The sequence below is a fragment of the Kordiimonas sp. genome (genome assembly GCF_965216265.1).
In the GTDB taxonomy this organism is placed as follows: Bacteria; Pseudomonadota; Alphaproteobacteria; order Sphingomonadales; family Kordiimonadaceae; genus Kordiimonas.
In genome coordinates this window covers 3,502,245-3,520,565 of sequence record NZ_OZ244153.1, presented here as the reverse complement: position 1 = coordinate 3,520,565, position 18,321 = coordinate 3,502,245, and the positions used below count along the sequence as shown (strand labels likewise).

Annotated in this window: 14 protein-coding genes; 6 read left to right on the top strand and 8 right to left on the bottom strand. The window is 55.0% G+C overall.

The window, feature by feature from the left end; translation table 11 throughout:
• Positions 1-16 precede the first annotated feature (16 nt).
• From iolE to ACOOGA_RS16175, 4 genes are read right to left on the bottom strand one after another with little or no spacing between them, the layout of a single operon-like run.
• Positions 17-916 (bottom strand): myo-inosose-2 dehydratase, encoded by a 900-nt coding sequence (gene iolE, locus ACOOGA_RS16190; RefSeq protein ID WP_420429012.1) that lies wholly within the window; start codon positions 914-916, stop codon positions 17-19.
• Positions 909-2,753 carry a 3D-(3,5/4)-trihydroxycyclohexane-1,2-dione acylhydrolase (decyclizing) gene (gene iolD, locus ACOOGA_RS16185; protein WP_420429010.1) on the bottom strand — a complete coding sequence of 615 codons (1,845 nt, stop codon included), beginning with the start codon at positions 2,751-2,753 and terminating at the stop codon, positions 909-911. The genes iolE and iolD overlap by 8 nt, the downstream gene beginning before the upstream one ends.
• The gene (locus tag ACOOGA_RS16180) at positions 2,750-4,690 is read right to left on the bottom strand and encodes a bifunctional 5-dehydro-2-deoxygluconokinase/5-dehydro-2-deoxyphosphogluconate aldolase (protein ID WP_420429008.1); all 1,941 of its coding nucleotides are present in this window, start codon (positions 4,688-4,690) and stop codon (positions 2,750-2,752) included. Before ACOOGA_RS16180 ends, iolD begins: the two co-directional genes overlap by 4 nt.
• Positions 4,687-5,499 (bottom strand): 5-deoxy-glucuronate isomerase, encoded by an 813-nt coding sequence (locus tag ACOOGA_RS16175; protein WP_420429006.1) that lies wholly within the window; start codon positions 5,497-5,499, stop codon positions 4,687-4,689. The genes ACOOGA_RS16180 and ACOOGA_RS16175 overlap by 4 nt, the downstream gene beginning before the upstream one ends.
• 151 nt (positions 5,500-5,650) lie before the next feature.
• Between ACOOGA_RS16175 and iolG the strand changes: the two genes are divergently transcribed.
• Positions 5,651-6,640, top strand: a complete 990-nt coding sequence (iolG, locus tag ACOOGA_RS16170) for an inositol 2-dehydrogenase (RefSeq protein WP_420429004.1) — start codon at positions 5,651-5,653, stop codon at positions 6,638-6,640.
• A gap of 89 nt (positions 6,641-6,729) precedes the next feature.
• On the opposite strand, the gene ACOOGA_RS16165 is transcribed toward iolG, so the two are convergent.
• From ACOOGA_RS16165 to ACOOGA_RS16155, 3 genes are all read right to left on the bottom strand, one after another.
• Positions 6,730-7,620, bottom strand: a complete 891-nt coding sequence (locus tag ACOOGA_RS16165) for a formylglycine-generating enzyme family protein (RefSeq protein WP_420430691.1) — start codon at positions 7,618-7,620, stop codon at positions 6,730-6,732.
• 171 nt (positions 7,621-7,791) lie between these two features.
• Positions 7,792-10,077, bottom strand: a complete 2,286-nt coding sequence (locus ACOOGA_RS16160; protein WP_420429002.1) for a TonB-dependent receptor plug domain-containing protein — start codon at positions 10,075-10,077, stop codon at positions 7,792-7,794.
• A 270-nt stretch (positions 10,078-10,347) separates the two neighbouring features.
• Positions 10,348-10,497: a hypothetical protein gene (locus ACOOGA_RS16155; RefSeq protein ID WP_417461675.1), complete on the bottom strand. Its 150-nt coding sequence runs from the start codon at positions 10,495-10,497 to the stop codon at positions 10,348-10,350.
• On the opposite strand from ACOOGA_RS16155, the gene ACOOGA_RS16150 reads away from it, so the two are divergent.
• From ACOOGA_RS16150 to ACOOGA_RS16130, 5 genes are all read left to right on the top strand, one after another.
• Positions 10,442-12,406 carry a phytase gene (locus ACOOGA_RS16150; protein ID WP_420430689.1) on the top strand — a complete coding sequence of 655 codons (1,965 nt, stop codon included), beginning with the start codon at positions 10,442-10,444 and terminating at the stop codon, positions 12,404-12,406. The genes ACOOGA_RS16155 and ACOOGA_RS16150 overlap by 56 nt on opposite strands.
• Positions 12,407-12,562: 156 nt before the next feature.
• Positions 12,563-13,243, top strand: coding sequence for a molybdate ABC transporter permease subunit (gene modB / locus ACOOGA_RS16145; protein ID WP_420429000.1), 681 nt, complete (start codon positions 12,563-12,565; stop codon positions 13,241-13,243).
• Entirely contained in the window at positions 13,240-14,352 is a 1,113-nt protein-coding gene (gene modC / locus ACOOGA_RS16140; protein ID WP_417461288.1) for a molybdenum ABC transporter ATP-binding protein, read from the top strand. Before modB ends, modC begins: the two co-directional genes overlap by 4 nt.
• A gap of 123 nt (positions 14,353-14,475) precedes the next feature.
• Positions 14,476-16,872 (top strand): EAL domain-containing protein, encoded by a 2,397-nt coding sequence (locus tag ACOOGA_RS16135; protein ID WP_417461289.1) that lies wholly within the window; start codon positions 14,476-14,478, stop codon positions 16,870-16,872.
• Between the two features lie 123 nt (positions 16,873-16,995).
• Positions 16,996-18,081, top strand: a complete 1,086-nt coding sequence (locus ACOOGA_RS16130) for a hypothetical protein (protein ID WP_417461290.1) — start codon at positions 16,996-16,998, stop codon at positions 18,079-18,081.
• Here the strand turns inward: ACOOGA_RS16130 and ACOOGA_RS16125 are convergent.
• Positions 18,078-18,299, bottom strand: a complete 222-nt coding sequence (locus ACOOGA_RS16125; RefSeq protein ID WP_420428998.1) for a hypothetical protein — start codon at positions 18,297-18,299, stop codon at positions 18,078-18,080. The two genes, ACOOGA_RS16130 and ACOOGA_RS16125, sit on opposite strands and share 4 nt — an antisense overlap.
• Between the last annotated feature and the right edge of the window lie 22 nt (positions 18,300-18,321).

The following is an 18,321-nucleotide window of genomic DNA, read 5'->3' as shown; positions in this document are numbered from 1 at the left end:
CGCCCAACTATCCTATTCAGACCTTGAAGCCTGCCTCGCGGGCATAGGCCGCGAGTGACGCGTAACCAAGCCGGGCATATTCAAGAGGGTTGGCTTTTTCGGGGTCCTGCTCGGCCTCAACCACAAGCCAGCCGCTATAACCAGCTTCAGCCACCACCTTCAGCACCGGCACAAAGTCAACGTCGCCATCACCGGGTACGGTGAACACACCGTCCACCACGCCGCTCAGGAAGCTCATGTTGGCGCCCTTCACTGCTGAAAGCACGCTCAGGCGTACATCCTTGCAGTGCACATGGGCGATACGGCTCGCGTGGCGCTTGGCAACAGCCAGAGGGTCACCACCCGCAAAGGTCAGATGCCCGGTGTCCAGAAGCAAACCAACATCGGCTGATGTTTCAGCCATCAGGCGGTCAACCTCGGCTTCTGTCTCGATCACTGTGCCCATATGGTGGTGGTAGGCGAGTGTAAGGCCGCGCCGTTTCACATGTGCCGCGATCTCAGACAGACGCGCGGTGAACACAGGCCAATCTTCCTCACGCATCACCGGGCGATCAGACAATGGCGTATCTTTGGCACCATGCACACAGCCACTTGTCTCTGCCCATACGACCACATTGCAACCCATAGCTGTCAGCAGTGAGAGATGCGGCTCAAGCGCTATGATCTCTTCGTCGACAGAACGGCTTAAAAGCTCAGACGAATACCAGCCTGAAATCAGCTCGATACCGTGCTTCTTCAAAATCGGGGTCAGTGCGGCAGCATCACGCGGGAATTTGTGCCCAAGTTCGATGCCCTGATATCCCGCCTCCACGGCCTCACTCAGGCACACGTCAAGCGGTGTAGCACCCCCAAGTTCTCGCATATCATCATTTGACCATGCAATCGGGTTAGTGCCGATCTGAACAGTGTTAGCCATCTATTTTTTGCTTTCTTTTTGCGCTTTGGTAGGCCGTGAGCCGGTCATCCGCCCCCGCAAGGCCGGACGTTTCAGCCACCGGCACATCCCACCAGTGACCACCCTCTTCCGTGCTGACGCCTGGGTCTGCATTCATCACAATAACGCTTGTTTTATCTGCTACTTTGGCGCGGCGCACAGCTGTCGCCAGTTCCGCCAATGAGGTCACTTTTTCCGCAAGCGCCCCCATGGAGCGCGCGTGCGCCACAAAGTCTATGAGCGGACGTTCGCCGTCCATGCGGGTCCCGTGCTCAAACAGGTTGTTGAACGACCGACCGGTGGTGCCGCCTTGCAAACGGTTGATGCAGCCGTAGCCGCCATTATCCACTAGCATGATGATCAGCTTCTGCCCCATCAACACAGACGTTGATATCTCAGAGTTCAGCATCAGGTAGGAGCCGTCCCCCACCAGCACAAAAACGTCGCTGCTGGGGGTTGCCATTTTCACACCCAAGCCACCGGCAATCTCATAGCCCATGCAGCTGAAACCATATTCCAAATGATAGGTGCCCGGCGCCTTAACCTGCCAAAGCTTATGCAGTTCACCTGGTAACCCGCCCGCTGCGGCGACAATAACGTCGCGCGCATCTACCGCACGGTTAAGTGCGCCCAAAATCTGCGCGTCAGATGGCAGCGGGCGGGTATCTGGTGATGTCACCTTCTCGGTGACCTGCGCCCATAGAGCGCGTCTCTCTAATGCTTTTGCACGTGAACCTTCGCATGGCTCCAGCGCTACCTTCAGGCTTTCAAGGCCCAACTTGGCATCACTCACCAATGGCACGCTGCGGTGTTTGACCGCATCAAAGGGTGCCACATTCAAATTGATGATACGGGCATCCGCATTTTCAAACAGGGAGCGTGAGCCCGTCGTGAAATCAGCGAGGCGTGTACCAACGGCCAATACCACGTCCGCTTCACGCGCAAAATCATTCGCGGCCGATGTGCCTGTCACGCCAACACCGCCTACGTTCAGCTCATGCGACCATGAAAGACTGCCTTTGCCAGCTTGGGTCTCAGCAACCGGAATACCGCGATGCTCAGCAAGTGAAATCAGCTCTGCCTCAGCATGGCTATACCGCACACCACCGCCCGCGATAATGAGCGGCGCTTTGGCGTTTGCTAGCAGCTTAACTGCCCGTTCCAGCTCAAACGCATCCGGACCCTGGCGGCGCAAACGGTGCACTTGCGGCTCAAACATGGCTTTGGGGAAATCATACGCCTCAGCCTGCACATCTTGCGGCAGGCAGATGGTTGCCGGGCCACAGTCAGCCGGGCACGTCAGCACACGCATCGCCTGCGGCAGGCTGGTGATCAACTGCTCGGGCCGTGTGATACGGTCAAAATACCGGCTCACCGGGCGGAAACAATCATTCGCCACATCAAGGGGACTTTGGGGGTTCTCAACCTGCTGGAGCACGGGGTCAGGCCGCCGGTTCGCGAACGTATCGCCCGGCAAAAACAACACAGGCAATCGGTTTACATGCGCGAGCGCTGCCGCTGTTACCATATTTGTGGCACCCGGGCCCACAGATGTGGTGCAGGCCATCATCTGCCTGCGGCGGGTTGCTTTTGCGAATGCTATTGCCGTGTGCGCCATGGCTTGTTCGTTATGAGCACGGTAGGTGGGCAACACATCTTGCGTTTGCGCCAGTGCTTCGCCAAAGCCCGCCACATTCCCGTGGCCGAAGATCGCGAAAACACCCGCGAACATGGGCAAGGTATCACCGTCCACATCCACCATTTGCGCAGCCAGATAGCGCGCCAGCGCCTGGCCGGTAGTTAAGCGTATTGTTGTCATGCGCTTGCTTTCTGTCTTCCCATCGCGTCTTCGCGTGCCGCGATCCAGCATTCGATCAGACGGCCGTAACGCTCGGCCATCTCTGCCACAGCGTCATCATCGCTGAAACTGCCCTTGAGCCATGCCCGCGCTGCGTCTCCAAAGATAGTGCGCCCAACAGCAAAGCCCTTGCAAATCTTGTGATGGGCAGCCCCGTCAATTGCCGCCATCACATCCGCCTCCGGTGCATCAAGCCCCAAAAGCACGATCCCACGGCAGTGGGGATCCCTGCTTTCAACCGTCCCGGCAAGCAATTGCCACTCGGCCTCAGAAAGCGGGGTCGGAAGTTTCCACCAGTCAGGATAGATGCCGATGTCATACAGCCGTTCCATCACCACCTGCACGGTATTATCTGTGCGGGCCATAGTGGCGGGTGGGATAACCTCAACAAGCAACTCATGCCGGGTGGCACGCGCGGCTGCCGTCAGGCGCAGCAGCGCCTCTTCCTGAGCGGTGCGCAAAGCTTCATCATCATCAGGATGATAGAACACAAGGCATTTGACGCAGTGTTCCTGTGGCCATTCCCTCAGCGTCTGCATCAGGCTCGCGCCGCCCTCAAACGTCAGCGGGCGTGAGCCCGGATATTCAATCGGGCGCCCGATCCAGATGCCCTGCCCGCTTGCACGGTCAAGCGCTGTCTGACCCAGGCGGCCATCACACAGGATACCAAGCCCCCGGCCCGCATATTTTGCTTTCGCTCGTTCAAATGCCGCAATACACAGGAGCTTGAACGCATCAACTGCCTCCAGTCCCCGGCCTGCTTCCAGCGCCATATCTTCAAGCTGCTTGCGGTGATCAAACGCGAAGGCGAGAACCTCACCAAACTCACGCTCCCGCGTTGTAGACCAGTGAAGCTGCTCCAACATCCGGTCATGCCTGAGCGCATGATGCTGGCTGCCGTGGGCGATGAAATAGCGCGCTTCTTCATAACTTGGGATTGCAGGTGCACAGCCGTGGCGTGATACCACAAGCGCGCCAGACGCATTGGCAAGCTGGCAGCTCTCTGCCCAATTCATACCGCTCGTATAGCCCCGCAAGAGGCCGGACATGAACGCGTCACCCGCGCCAAGAACATTAAACACTTCAACCGGGAAACCGGGGTGGATGTCATAGTCGGTTTCATCCGCCGGAATTTCATCCTCAAATACTGTGCAGCCTTCAGGCCCCAACTTGAGTACCAGCACAGCGTCTGTAATCCTGCGGATCGCTTTCAGCGCCGTGATCGTATCGGTCGAACCGCCAGCGATATGAAATTCTTCTTCCGTACCAACAATCAGGTCACAGTGCGGCAGCATCTCCGCCACACTTTTGCTCACGCTGTCATCAGCGACAAAACGTTCTTCACCAAGCCCCGGCGCGGTGAGCCCCCACAGAACCGGGCGATAGTCGATATCAAACACCACTTTGGTGCCCGCCGCACGAGCGTATTCAACAGCCTTGAAGCTAGCCGCACGCACGCCGGGTTTTGAGAGATGCGTACCAGTCACCACCAACGCCTTGGCGGAGCCGATGAAATCAGCGTCAAAGTCATCCGTGCACAGCGCCATGTCTGCGCAATTTTCGCGGTAGAACACCAGGGGAAACGTTTCCCGGTCCCGAATACCAAGGAACACAAGCGCTGTCAGGCGCGCGGGGTCTGTGTGCAGGTGGCTTGTATCCACGCCTTCGGCATCCAGCGTCTGGCGGATAAAGCGGCCCATATGCTCGTTGCCCACCCGGCTCAGAAGCGCGCTCTTGAGCCCCATGCGGGCCGCACCCACAGCAATATTCGCCGGGCACCCGCCAATATATTTGGCAAAGCTACCCATATCCTCAAGAAGCCCGCCGATCTGTTCACCATAAAGGTCAACACCAGCACGCCCCATACAGATAACGTCGAGGCTTTTAAGCCTGCTCATAACTTGACCCCTTTGGGCTGCCAGAACTCGGCATCGGCATCCATGGTCCATGCATGCTCTTCAACAAAGTGCGGGATACCGTAACGGCTGTCCGGCAGGTGCCGGATAACCCAGGCGTAATACATGCCGTAGCCAGGGGCCGCGACCTGTGCGTGGGTCTTCTTATCCATGATGCGCACGCTGTCATAGGGGCGGATCTTGAGCACGTCATCCTCAAGTTCGCCATGCCCCCAACCGCGAGGATCGGTGAAGCGGTAATGATAAATCTCAGGCTGTGCATGGTGGTGCGGCGGGTAGGACGACCATTTACCCGGCATGGTGATCACCTCACCCAGCACAAGCTGCGCATCAGGTGAAGAATTGGTGTCATCAAAAATTGTACGCACGAAGCGAAGGCATGTACCGCCCACCTGGCCTTTGCCGCGCGGCTCATCAACGCCCGCGTCGGGCTGGTATACTTCGGTCGGGAATTTGGCCTCATTGTCACACTGGTAGATGGTGAACTCTGCGTCCGTATCCGCTGTCACCTCAAGCTGTACGCCTTTGGCACCGTGCACACAGGACGGATGCTCGTCAAACAGTGACGTGCGTGACCATTTGAAGGCCTCACCGTCCATCGCAATGCTGACGCTGCCGTCCATCAACAGCCATGCGCATTCATTCTCGAAAAGCACGCTTGTGCTTTCGCCCGCCTTGAAACGCCAGACAGCAACGCCGATGCCCGTAGGCTCCGATGCATCCGTATGATCGGTGATGGTGGTATATCCCACCCCGAAACCTTCCCGGTGGTTCGTGATATGCTCAAACATGAGCCCCTCCCCAGTAGACCTTCGCCCATGCTAGAATGCAGGACGACGCATTTACATAATAACCATTTACGAAAAGAAATATTTATTCTATTTTAACAATAGGTCAAGAATTTTAATTCTGTTTTGTATATTTTTTGGGAAGGAAACCAATATGACCCACGCAATTTGCCTGATCGGCGCTGGCCGGATCGGGTGCATACACGCAGCAAACTTCGCTTCCTTGAGTGGGTTTGAGCTGAAGTATGTTGTTGACCCAGTAGCGGCCGCGGCCGAGCGTCTTGCCGCCCAAACGGGGGCAACTGTCACCGATATGGAAACCGCGCTTGCCGATTCGGACATTAAGGGCGTTATTATTGCGAGCGCCACCAACACCCATGCAGACTTTATCGAGAAGGCCGCCAAGGCGGGCAAAGCCATCTTTTGTGAAAAACCGGTGGACCTCGACCTTGAGCGCACCGCCGCGTGCCTGAAGGTTGCGCAGGATGCAGGTGTACCGCTGCTTCTCGGGTTTAACCGGCGGTATGACCCCAATTTCGCGGCCCTGAAGGCCAGCATTGACGCGGGCTCTGTCGGCAATGTGGAAATGATCCAGATCACGAGCCGTGACCCAGGCGCACCGCCTGTGTCTTATATCAAAACAAGTGGCGGGCTTTTTAAGGACATGATGATCCACGACCTTGATATGGCGCGCTGGCTGCTGGGTGAAGAACCCACAGAGGTCACCGCCCATGCCAGTTGCCTGACCGACCCCGCAATTGCGGAGGCAGGCGATGTGGACAGCGCTGTGGTAACCCTGCGCACAGCCTCGGGCAAACTCTGCCAGATATCCAACAGCCGCCGCGCGGTGTACGGTTATGACCAGCGCGTTGAGGTGCACGGCAGCAACGGCCTCGCCCAAATTGGCAACCAGCATGACAGCACACTACAGGTGAACGGTGGTGACGGCCTGCGCGGTGACAAGATCCAGCATTTTTTCCTTGAGCGTTACGCCGAAGCCTATAAGCGCGAGGCCCTGCACTTCCTTGACATACTGGACGGCAAAGCGGTGCCATTGACCTCCGGCGCAGATGGTGAGAAAGCGCTTATCCTCGCGGAAGCCGCAGGCCGTTCCTTCCGGGAAGGTATCGTCGTTAAGCTCTAGGAAGCGCACGAAACGTCAGATCAAGCTAGTGCGGCCAACCGCGCTAGCTTTTTGTGCCAGTACCGCACTACTCTCCGACGTGATGCCGCTTAGAAATTAAGCGCCACACGGGTGCCAACAGCCTCTTGACGGCCGCCTTTGAATTCCCCGAACGTACCACTACCTCCAGACGCGATAATGTGCGCTGGGGTGCTTCGATAGTGACCGCCTTTATAGTAGCGGTACTTGCAGCTTCGATCAGTTGGCTCCGGCTCTGGAGCGGCGGTATTGGAGAATTTATCGCTGGTGACCAAATCAAGGCAGTCTTCAACCCATTCACCAACGTTTCCGAGCATATAATACAAACCAAAAGGGTTCGCGGGTGGCCCGTCAGGCATATGGGGTCTCGGGCTTAGATATATGCCCGGCTCAGCATGAACGGTGAATCTCTGCCCCCCGGTACTTTTATCGCTTGCCATTGCAGCAGGTGTTTTCATACAGCCCTGGCAAATGTCGTATCCCGGCTTAAACTCATCACCCCACCAGTAGAGTGTCTCGGAACCAGCTCTTGCCGCATATTCCCACTCATTTCTCGATAGCAACCGGTAAGGCCTACCTGTTTTCGTAGCCAGCCATGCCACATAGGCCTGCGCATCATACCAACTGATGTTATACGCTGGGTTTTTCCGCAGCGCTTCCGCATATCCTATGCTTGGGCGTTCACATGCACCATCTTCAACGCAGGCATAATATTCCTCAACCAGCACTTCAAATTTGCCAACCGCCAGTCGTTTACTAAAATCGACTTGCCGCCATGGCAGTCCCCGCTTCCTCTGCGCTTTCGGATTAAGACCGACCCAGCCCTTCCCTGTTGGCAACACAACCATTTCCGGACATTTGTCACAGTCCCTAAACGTATCGCCTGGCTTCAGGCTCGTTTCTTCTGATGAGCATGACACAGACGTCAAAAAGAGAACAAACCCCACAAAAATCTTCCTCATCACTCGCCCTTCCAGTCGCGCCTTGCTATCCCAATTTCCACTTATAGGTACTTCCACACAATCTCAAGTCAAGCTCAAACCATAGGCATGCACTGCTCATAAAAAAGGGGCCGGCGAAAGCCAGCCCCAGATGTTCCTACTTATGCCCCAAAGCACAGTTGGAAGGGAAAATCAGAAGTTATAGCGTGCCGTGAGCAGGAACACGCGGGAGCTTTGCTCACGCTCGACCTCAAACTCATCCACAATGCCGGCCCGCATATCATCAAGGCTATCAAAGTTACGCTCTGCCTGATTGCTTTCCGCGTTCAGGAGGTTGTTGGCGGTCAGGCGCAACACCAGCCCGCTTTCAAAGCGTTTCTCGATAAAGAGCTCTAAGTTGCCGCCATAATATTGGTCCTCAATCTCGGCGAAGAAGACACTTCTGGCCAGCCCTTGCTTCTGGTAGCTGAAGCCCGTTGTTGCCTCAATGGCCGGGAAGTTCTGCGTCACACCAACGTTATACACATACTTTGGCTGGTGGTTGAAGCGCACGTCTTCCTGCAGAAACTCGTCATACCGGCTGGACCAGATACGGGTATAGTTCGCGAAGAAACCCGTTTCCTCAAGCCCCATGAAGGCAAGCGGAGTACTGACGTCAAACTCGATGCCGTAGGTTTTACCGTTGCCCACATTATTGTAGGTATAAAGCCCGCCATCTTCAGTGTCGCCAATGCGCACAAGCTGCGTGAGGTCTGAAACCTTGCGGTAGAAGAAGTTCACACCCAGGATGCCGTTTGCAGGCAGCGTATGCTCATAGCCCACGTCAAGGCCCCAGGATTTCTCCATCGCGAGGTTCGGGTTACCGATGGTGATATCATCATCATCGGGTTCGTCCTGCAATTCGGCGGGCACAAGTTGGTCAAAGGTTGGCCTGCGCACGGTGCGGGCGATGCTCATGCGCAACTGGCCGTCCGCTCCCACATCACGCTGAATATGCAGCGATGGGTTCAGGAGCGTAACGGAGTTTGAAACATCCGCCTCGCCAACAGCCGAGATTTTCGTGTTGGTATGTTCAAGCCGCACGCCGGTTTCCACCGTCAGCCCGTTCCCAAGCTGCCATTCGCCAACAAGGAAAGCATCATAGCGCTTTTCCTTGACGCCAAATTCGCTTTCGCTCTCGATATCCAGCTCACCAAAATCATCAGCTTCCATCAGCGTCAGACCATAGTCGCGGTCCTTGAACTTGGTGGCGGCACCAAATTTGAGCAGCATGGTGTCAAACTCGCGCTTGATACCAAAGTCAGCCGCAAATTCTGTGTCCTTGCTGGCAATCAGCTCGCGCTCACGATCATCAAGACTTTCTTCACCGTCTTCAAAATCAAACTCACGGTCATAGCTGTCTTCCGTGTTTTTGAACTGGCTGTAGCGCACCATGGTGTCAAACGAGGTCTCGTCAGAGATCAGGCCTTCATAAAGCGCGCTGAAACCAAAGTTCTCCTGTCGGATTTCGGTGTCCTGCGTGGTCACCTTATCTCCCACAAGTTCGCCTTCATCGCGTTCCCATTCGGTCCCGTCTTCCCGCTCGTCACGGTTGGTATCAATATAGAAACCGTCAAACCGCAATTCGCCGTCATCACCCACCTTGAAGGTGACATCTGCGTTGAGGGAGAGGTCGAGATTTTCCCGGCTGTCGAGCTGAATGGCACGACCATCCGCAACGGAAGCGTTAAAATCGTCAGGCGAAAACAAGTCGCGGCCATCCACCGAGTTCGGGAAATCACCCGCCACGATGGTTTCTTCAACAAATTTCTTTGCGTTGAAACGCTGCTGTATGTTCGCGGTAACGGAATAGAACACACGGTCGTTGTCACTGCGGCCCGCGTATGAAATGGCGCCGGCACCGCGTAGCTCTTTATCCTTGGCGGTGTATAGCCCGCTTGCACGGATCGAACCACCTTCGGGCAATGTTGCCCCTTCCTTGAGGATAATATTAATCGTGCCGCCTACGCCTTGGCTGTCAATATCAGCACCAGGGCTACGGATCACTTCAATACGTTCAATAATCTCTGCCGGGATACGGTCAACCAGCACGGTGCGATCATTACCAGCACCAGGCACCGGCCTGCCGTTTACCAGAACCTGCGTGAAGCCATTGGCCATGCCCCGCATCTGCGGTGCATCATATTCACCAATATCACTGGTAAATGCTACGCCCGGCACACGCTTAAGCATGTCGCCCGCGGAAATAGGTTCAAATTTCTGGAAAAATTCTGTGTCGTAGGTCAGCTCCGGTGAAACCGATGCTGTGCGATTCCGGGTCACAATCTTGCCCGTTACCACAATTTCTTCGAAGTTCACATCAGCAGGTGCTGCCTGCGCCTCGTCAGTTTGCTGGCTCTCCTGCGCAAGTGCTGCAGGTGTCAGTGCCAAAACCATACAGGTGCTTAAAAGCCGCTGCCTTACAGTCGTGTATCCCATGGTTACCTCCCCAGGTTTCCCGATTGTCATTCCCAATTTTATCTTCCACCACACCTCGTTTAGGACCTTGAGATGGTGGCGGGGGCGCCTTTCGCGGATGCCGATCATATGGAATCATGCTTTCCGTTACTGGTTATTATAGAATTTATATTCTTTTTTTCAACATAAATGAAAATTTTCTTCTTTTTTCTCTTGAAACTGGCGCAGGACAAGGCATATCTAAGAGCAAGGGAAGCCAGAAAAGGGAGAGGCAACCATGAAATTCAATCGTTATATAGCCGTTTTAGCAGCGGGTTGCGCCGCTGCATGTACACCAGATGCAGAGACATCGTCAGAGCAATCTGCAACAAAATCACCTTCACAGATAAATGTTACAGTTTCGCGTGAGACTTCACCCAGCACTTCAGACAGTGCAGCCATGGCTCTATTATGGCCCGGTGACACTCATATCATCGGCGCCGTGGAAGATGGCCTGGAGGTTTACGACCAGTCTGGCGCGTTCCTTTCAAAAACCGACGCAGGTGAAGTTGAAGCCCTTGGCCTCCTCACCGGCTTTGGCGCTAATGAACGCGACCTCTTGCTGGGCCTCGATACATCTAATAGTACCGTGCAGGCATACAGCCTGTCCGGCAACGCGCTTGTAAGCACGGGCCAGGCTGCCGTTACATCCAACTTGCTTCTTGAAGGCATGTGTAGCTTCACCAGCCCGCTTGATGGCCAAAGCTATGCGTTTCTCCTGGCCTCCAACGGTCAGGTACAACAGTGGCACGTGTATGAGGGCAAAGACGGTTCGCTTAAAAGCACACTGGCCCGCTCGCTTCAGTTGGGTACAGAACCCAAGTTCTGCGTAGCAGACGCCAAAACCAACAAGCTTTATGTGACGGAAGAAGCCGTTGGTGTCTGGCAATTTGATGCGGATGTGGAAGCCGAGACCATTCCTGAACTGGTTGACGTGAAGAAATTTGGTCACTTCACCGGTGAGGTTGGCGGTGTTGCCATTCATCACACCGCAACTGGACAGTCGGTGCTGTTTGCATCTGACGTGGAGACCAGCACCATAAACCTCTACGACGTGGCAGACGATCACCGCTTTATGGGCGGTATGCAGCTTAAAGGCTCTGGCGCAGTGGACGGTGTGGATAACGCAGGGGGATTGTTCGCCACAGACGGTGCGAACGGCCGGTTGCTGCTTTCAGATGAAGATAACGGCGATGACGCCACCAACTTCAAGCTTGCCAACATCAGCGATATTGCAAGTGCGTTCAGCTTTGCCACCACGCTCAAGCAGCCTGAGGCAAAAGATGCATCAGCCAAGCTTGTGCTTGTGCAGCCAAGCGTGGAAACCGCGCCTGTAGCAGATGGCGGCGACGCGGCAGATGACCCGGCCATCTGGGTGCATCCAACCGCACCTGAAAAAAGCCTGATCATCGGCACCAACAAACAAGGCGGCCTCTACGTCTATAATCTGGACGGAAGCGTGCGCCAATATGTGGCTGAAGGCCGCATGAACAATGTGGATGTCCGCTACGGTGTTAGTGTGGGCGAGGAAAAGATCACCCTTGTTGCTGCCAGTAACCGCACAACGGAAGGCATCTCGCTTTATAAAATGGACGAAACAGCCGGCAAGCTCATCGATATTGCTGACGGCCTGCAACCAACCGGCATGCCAGACCCATATGGCATGTGCCTTTATCAAAGCCCGAAGGATGACCAGACCTATGTCTTTATCAACGAGAAAGACGGTCTTGTCCGCCAATGGCGCCTGGATGAGGGATCATCAGGCCGCCTGAAAGCCACAACGGTGCGTGAGTTCACTGTTGGCAGCACAGCGGAAGGCTGCACGGCAGACGACGACACCAGCATGCTCTATGTGGCGGAAGAAGACGTGGCGCTTTATAAATACGGCGCTGAGCCCGATGCCGGTGATGCTCGTGAGACAATCACAACCCCGCAAATGAACCCTGCGCTGAAGGATGACCTTGAGGGTGTGTCGATCTACTACGGCGAAGGAGAGACAGGGTATATCGTGCTCTCAAGCCAGGGTAACAACACCTATGCCCTGTTTGACCGGCAGGCACCGCATGCCTACCTCGGCTCCTTCAAGGTAATTGCAGACAGTGACGCTGGCATTGACGGATCATCAGAGACCGATGGGCTTGATATCATCAGCACACCTTTGGGGCCAAACTTCCCTTACGGTGTGTTTGTGGCGCAAGATGGCCGCAATATCACCCCTGAAGAGCGGCAAAACTTCAAGCTTGTGCCGTGGGAACGTATTGCAGACCCACTGTCGCTGATGAAATACACAGGCCGCGACCCGCGCGGTTAAGCCGGAGCTTATTGCCAGAGCGCTCAAAGCGGGCGCTCTGGCTCTTCTTCTACCTATTCCACTTCAGATAGACGTTGACACTCGCCCCCTTGTCGCCAAGATAGCCGATATATTTCTGGAAATATAACGAAGCTAGCCACCTGGAACGAGCGACACATGCCTGCATCATCCGAAATATCGTCTGCGATAGCGCTCACGTTAGAGCTTGCCAGCATCACAACGCTGGTTCTACTCCTTGTGGGCACGCCTATAGCATGGTGGCTTTCACGCCCCGGCCCGTGGTGGAAAGAGGCTGTTGCCGCCGTGATCGCCCTGCCCCTTGTGTTGCCCCCCACCGTGCTTGGCTTCTATCTGCTGCTGGCGCTGGGGCCTGAAGGCCCAGGCGGCTGGCTGGCATCTCTTATCGGGGAACGCTCGCTCGCCTTCACCTTTGAAGGGCTTGTGATCGGCTCGGTCATTTATTCCATGCCCTTTGTGGTGCAGCCAATCCGCAACGCGTTTGAAGCCATTGGCGAACGCCCGTTTGAAGTAGCAAGCACGCTCGGTGCCTCACCGTGGGACAGCTTCTGGCGGGTTGCTTTCCCGCTCGCCCGCACAGGCTTTATCACCGGCGCGGTGCTTGGTTTCACTCATACCGTTGGCGAGTTTGGCGTGGTGCTCATGATCGGTGGTAATATCCTTGGGGAAACCAAGGTGCTGTCTGTCGCGATCTACGATTATGTAGAAACCCTGCAGTGGGCGCCGGCGCACCTTCTGGCAGGTGGCATGCTGGCCTTCTCCTTCATCGTTATCTTTGCAGTCACCCTGCTGGGTCGGCGCACGAGGACAGCGACATGACGGCAGGCATGATACGTGCAGACTTTTCAGGTCGTCTCGGTGGTTTCTCGCTCAATGTCGCGTTTGAGGCACCGATGCAGGGTATCACCGCGCTTTTTGGCCGCTCCGGCAGCGGCAAAACCACCCTACTACGCACTATCGCTGGTCTCACACGGCTGGAGGGGAGCTTTCACCTCGGCGATACGTGCTGGCAAAATAAGGACGGTGTTTTTATCCCGCCCCACCGACGGTCAGTTGGCTATGTTTTTCAGGAAGCCAGCCTGTTCGCGCACCTGAATGTGAGACAAAACCTCATGTTTGGTATGAACCGGCGAGAAAAACTGGCCGCCTCCAAAACCGACGAGGCTGTAAGCTTTCAATTTGATCAAGTCGTTCACCTGCTCAACATTGCCCCGTTCCTTGACCGCGCACCCGGCACACTCTCGGGCGGTGAGCGACAGCGCATTGCCATTGGCCGCGCACTTTTAAGCCAACCGGACATCCTGTTGATGGATGAACCGCTCGCCGCACTTGATTATGCCAGCAAACAGGAACTGCTGAGCTATCTTGAGGTTCTGCACCGCGAACTTTCACTCCCCATCCTCTATGTTAGCCATGATATGGCCGAAGTCTCCCGCCTCGCAGACCATGTCGTGATGATCGAAAATGGCAAAAAAACGCTGAGCGGCCCTGCAGGCACTGTTTTCTCCGCGTTGGATTTTCAGCCTCCGGAGGGGCGCCAAGAGGCCAGCGTGGTGGTGAAAGCGAGGCTAACTGGGCATGACACAGAGAACAGCTTGACCAAACTGCAAATTGGCACCCAATCGCTCAACATTCCGCTAAGCCGTGTTGAAGGGAACGACGAGATAAGTGTAAGAATCAAGGCCTGCGATGTGGCAATCGCGACCAAACGGCCTGAATTCATCAGCATCCGCAACATTTTAAAGAGCACGATTACGGAAATTCGTGATGACACCAACTCGGGCCTCTCTGAGCTGTTACTGGATGTAGAAGGGGCAACGATTCGTGCCCAAATTACCCATCAAGCGGTAAGAGAACTCGGGCTTAAGGCGGGTCTTGAGGTCTTTGCGCTGATCAAAAGCATGTCCCTTACTGGTCACCAAACGTGACACCTCCGGACCACACCGTAAATTCAAGACTGGAAACCTTTCCAGCAACGCTTTAATTAATAAACGTTAAAGGAACTTCCTGTATGGAGGGAAGACGTAGATAGTTCGGGATAGCCTGCATTTATGCTCGAAAAACTGTATCAATGTATTGTAGTTGACCACGATTACCGGCTCGTGCTCCTTGCGGCCGTGATCTGCGCCTTTTCATGTTTTACGGCAATCAACCTCCAGCAACACACCGCCGGAAGCCAGAAAAAGCATCAAAACCGCTGGCTGCTGCTTACGGCTGTTGCCGCTGGCATCGGTGTTTGGGCTACGCATTTTATTGCAATGCTTGCGTATGACGCGGGCTCTCCAAAATCCTACGATATGGTCCCCACGCTGGCTTCTATCCTAATTGCAATTATTTTGATGGGCGCCGGTTTTGCTATATTTACCAACAGGGAAAATAAACTGTCCCTGCATGTCGCTGCGTGGCTCATGGGGCTTGGTATTGGTGCCATGCACTTCACCGGCATGTCAGGCCTCCATATCTGGGGCACCTTCGCTTACGACCTGTCTTGGGTGATAAGCGCCCTGATTATTGGCATCCTTGGCTGCACAGCGACATTGCTGTGCCTTGAGAAACTTCGCGGTGTGAAAGCGCAAGCCTATGCTGCTGTGTCGCTGACACTGGCGATCTGTGGCCTGCATTTCACCGCCATGACGGCACTTACTGTCACACCAGACCCAACAATCGTCCAAACTGACGGACTAGTATCAGACGGCGTGCTTTTGGTTGCTGTTACGCTGGCCACCTTCATGGTACTCGCATCCGCGCTGGCAACAGGCGTTATCGACAAACATCTGGCTGATCGCCGCACCGTGGAAGCAAGGCGCCTTAGAAACCTCGCCAACGCCGCGATGGAAGGTATTGTGCTGCTGGACGGCAAGGGCGCCATCGTAGATGCCAACCACAGCTTTCTGGGCCTATGTGGTAGACACCTGGAACCACTTCGCGGCATGCCTTTCACAGTGTGTTTCCAGCGACTTGAATTTGACCCGGACCGCAGGTCTGCCTGGTTCGTAAACGACGCCATCCTCATTGGCGCCAATGAGAAGGAAATCCCGACCGAGATTTTCTTCCGCCCGGTGCAGGACCGCATTGGTGCACAAATGGTTGCTATCGTGCGCGACATCCGCGAGCGCCGCGCCGCCGAGCAGCAGATCAATTTCCTCGCGCACCACGACAGCATCACTGGTGTCGCTAACCGCGCCGTCTTCCAGCAACAACTGGAACACGCTGTTACCAAGGGATCATCTGGCAGGCACGCACCTAAAAAGCACGCGCTCTACTTCATCGATATTGATGATTTTAAGGAATTGAACGCCCGGCTTGGCCATGCGGCGGGCGACGCTGCCCTCAAAGAAGTTGCCGAAAGGCTCAAGAAAGTTGTTGGTGACCAAGGCTTGGTTGCCCGCCTGTCAGCCGACCAGTTCTGCATCCTCCATGACGGCGTTGAGCACAATGATGATGCGGATACCTTCGCGCTCGCCCTCAAAACAGCGCTTGTTGCCCCCTTCCCTGTGGCAGAGAAACCGGTATCGCTAACAGCATCAATCGGTATTGCCATGCACCCGAATGACGCGCAGGACCCCGAGGTTCTGCTCTTGAGGGCCGAGATTGCAATGAAGCGCGCCAAGCTTGAAGGCCGCGGCAAATATTGCTTCTTTGAGCCCGTGATCGACGAGAAACTCGAAGAACGACGTGCACTCAAGCAAGACCTGTTGCAAGCCCTTGGGCGACATGAGCTTTACCTGCAATATCAACCGCAATATCACACAGAAAACCGCAAGCTTTCGGGCTTTGAGGTGCTCTTGCGTTGGCGACACCCTGAGAAGGGTATTATCTCCCCCGGTGAGTTTATCCCGATGGCGGAAGAAACTGGTGTGATCAACGAAATCAGCATCTGGATGATGAACGAAGCCTGTCGGGCAGCCAAAACATGGCCAGCATCCCTTAGCCTCGCTGTTAACATGTCTCCCATCCAGTTTGAGCAGGACGGCCTAGTCGAAATCATTGGCCGTATCGTCAGGCGCCACGGCCTGACCCCTGACCGGCTTGAGCTCGAAATCACCGAGAGCATCCTGATCGCCGACGAGGATCGCGCCCTGCGTATCCTCAAGAAGCTCAAGGAAGCAGGCATGCGCCTCGCGATGGATGACTTTGGCACAGGCTACAGCTCGCTCAGCTACCTGCAGACCTTCCCGTTTGACAAGATCAAGATCGACCGCAGCTTTGTGATGCAAATGGATGATGATAGTCACTCTGTTGGCATTGTGCGCGGCGTGATCGGTCTTGCCCACGGCCTTGGCATTCCCGTGCTGGCCGAGGGTGTTGAAACCGAAGCCCAACTGGCGCTATTGCGTGAGATGGGCTGTGACGAGGTTCAGGGCTTCCTGCTCGGACGGCCTGAGCGGCTCGAAGATTATGCCGATCAGATCGCCGCAATCGAACAAGAAATCGAACAAACCGCCTAAGAAAACCGTCCCTGCCCGCGACCAACCACACAGCACTTCAGCTCACACATTTGCCGTCAAAGGATTGAGATGTTTGGCATGCGCCTTGCGTTCCTTAAGCAGGAAACACGACAGGGGGCAAAATTGAACGGTATTGTTTCGAACACCTATGTTGCGCATTACACACCTCAGGGTATGTTGACCACGCGTAGCCAGCAAACAAATGAAAACAACGGCACTGAAAAGCAGCCACATGCGTCGGCAATAAACATCACCCTATCCAATGCCGCACAAGCAGCGCTCGCAGCTAACACCAAGAATATTTCGACCGATATAGGAAAAGTAGCTCATCAAAAATTAGAGCAGCTGCTTGAACGCCTCGGGCGAACTTCGTTGCTTGATGATGGGAAACTGGCCGTAGATTTGTCCAGCTTAAGTCGGCAGGAAGTTTTTGCCGCCTCGAGTAATAGTGGCGATTTATTTACGACAGCAGAGCAAAAAGCTGGCAAAATTGAACTTGAACGACGCTTTGACGCAGCCTTGACCGGAGGGGTGGCGTTGATGCGCGTTACAGGAAGCTATCAGGACCTCTATGAGAGTGCACTTGAATATCTGCAAAACGCTGGCGAGGCTGAAAAGAAAACAACTGATTGGCAGGCACAGTTTAATGCGCTTAAGCAGGCCTCGACGTATCTGGACACCCATCCAGATACTGCCCCAACCGGAATAGCGAACGATCCGGTGGCCGACTATCTTGAGCGGCTGGATGCTGGCGCCGTATCAGAAAATGGCAATCTGGAAGGTATCGCGGTAGAGGCACGCAAGGTATTGGATCGCATTTCCGGCGCCAACGGACAAATGGAAGGATTGTCTCGTTTTGGCAGTCGAACCCTTTCAGCCATTGCGGTCAATGTATCCGACCAATTCAGTGATCGGGAAATCATTGCCGCGAAACACGAAATAAAATCGCGTGTCGGGGCCTCTGTACAAAGTGCATTCCAGCAAGCGAACACAAGTGGTGACCCTACTAATTTCTCGAAAAGGCTGATCGCTCAGTATTCTTCCATGAGCGCTGAAGAAAGGGAAGCAGCGGGCCTGGATAAAAGCTATTACGATGCGATCGTCAAAAATTACGAAACATCCCAAAGAATATCTCAGACCCTCAACATAGGTACATCAGGCGTACGCACCTCCTCGGGAGGCAGCCTGAGTCTGCTCAATTTCCTCTAGGCACCTGCCCTTCTGGTTGTCACACAGGCGCCGTTTTCGCTACCGAATGACGCGGGCGAACCCACGATCAGGTCATAACACACTGGATCGAGCGATTGTTTGATCAAACCACCCATGCTTCCAATGCCAGACACCTTGAGGCAAGGAACCGATGAAGATAGGATTGAGCCCAACGTTTGCCGCATCAACTCCCTGCTGTCGAAAACCATTGCCTGCATGTTTTCGGGCCGACTTCGCATC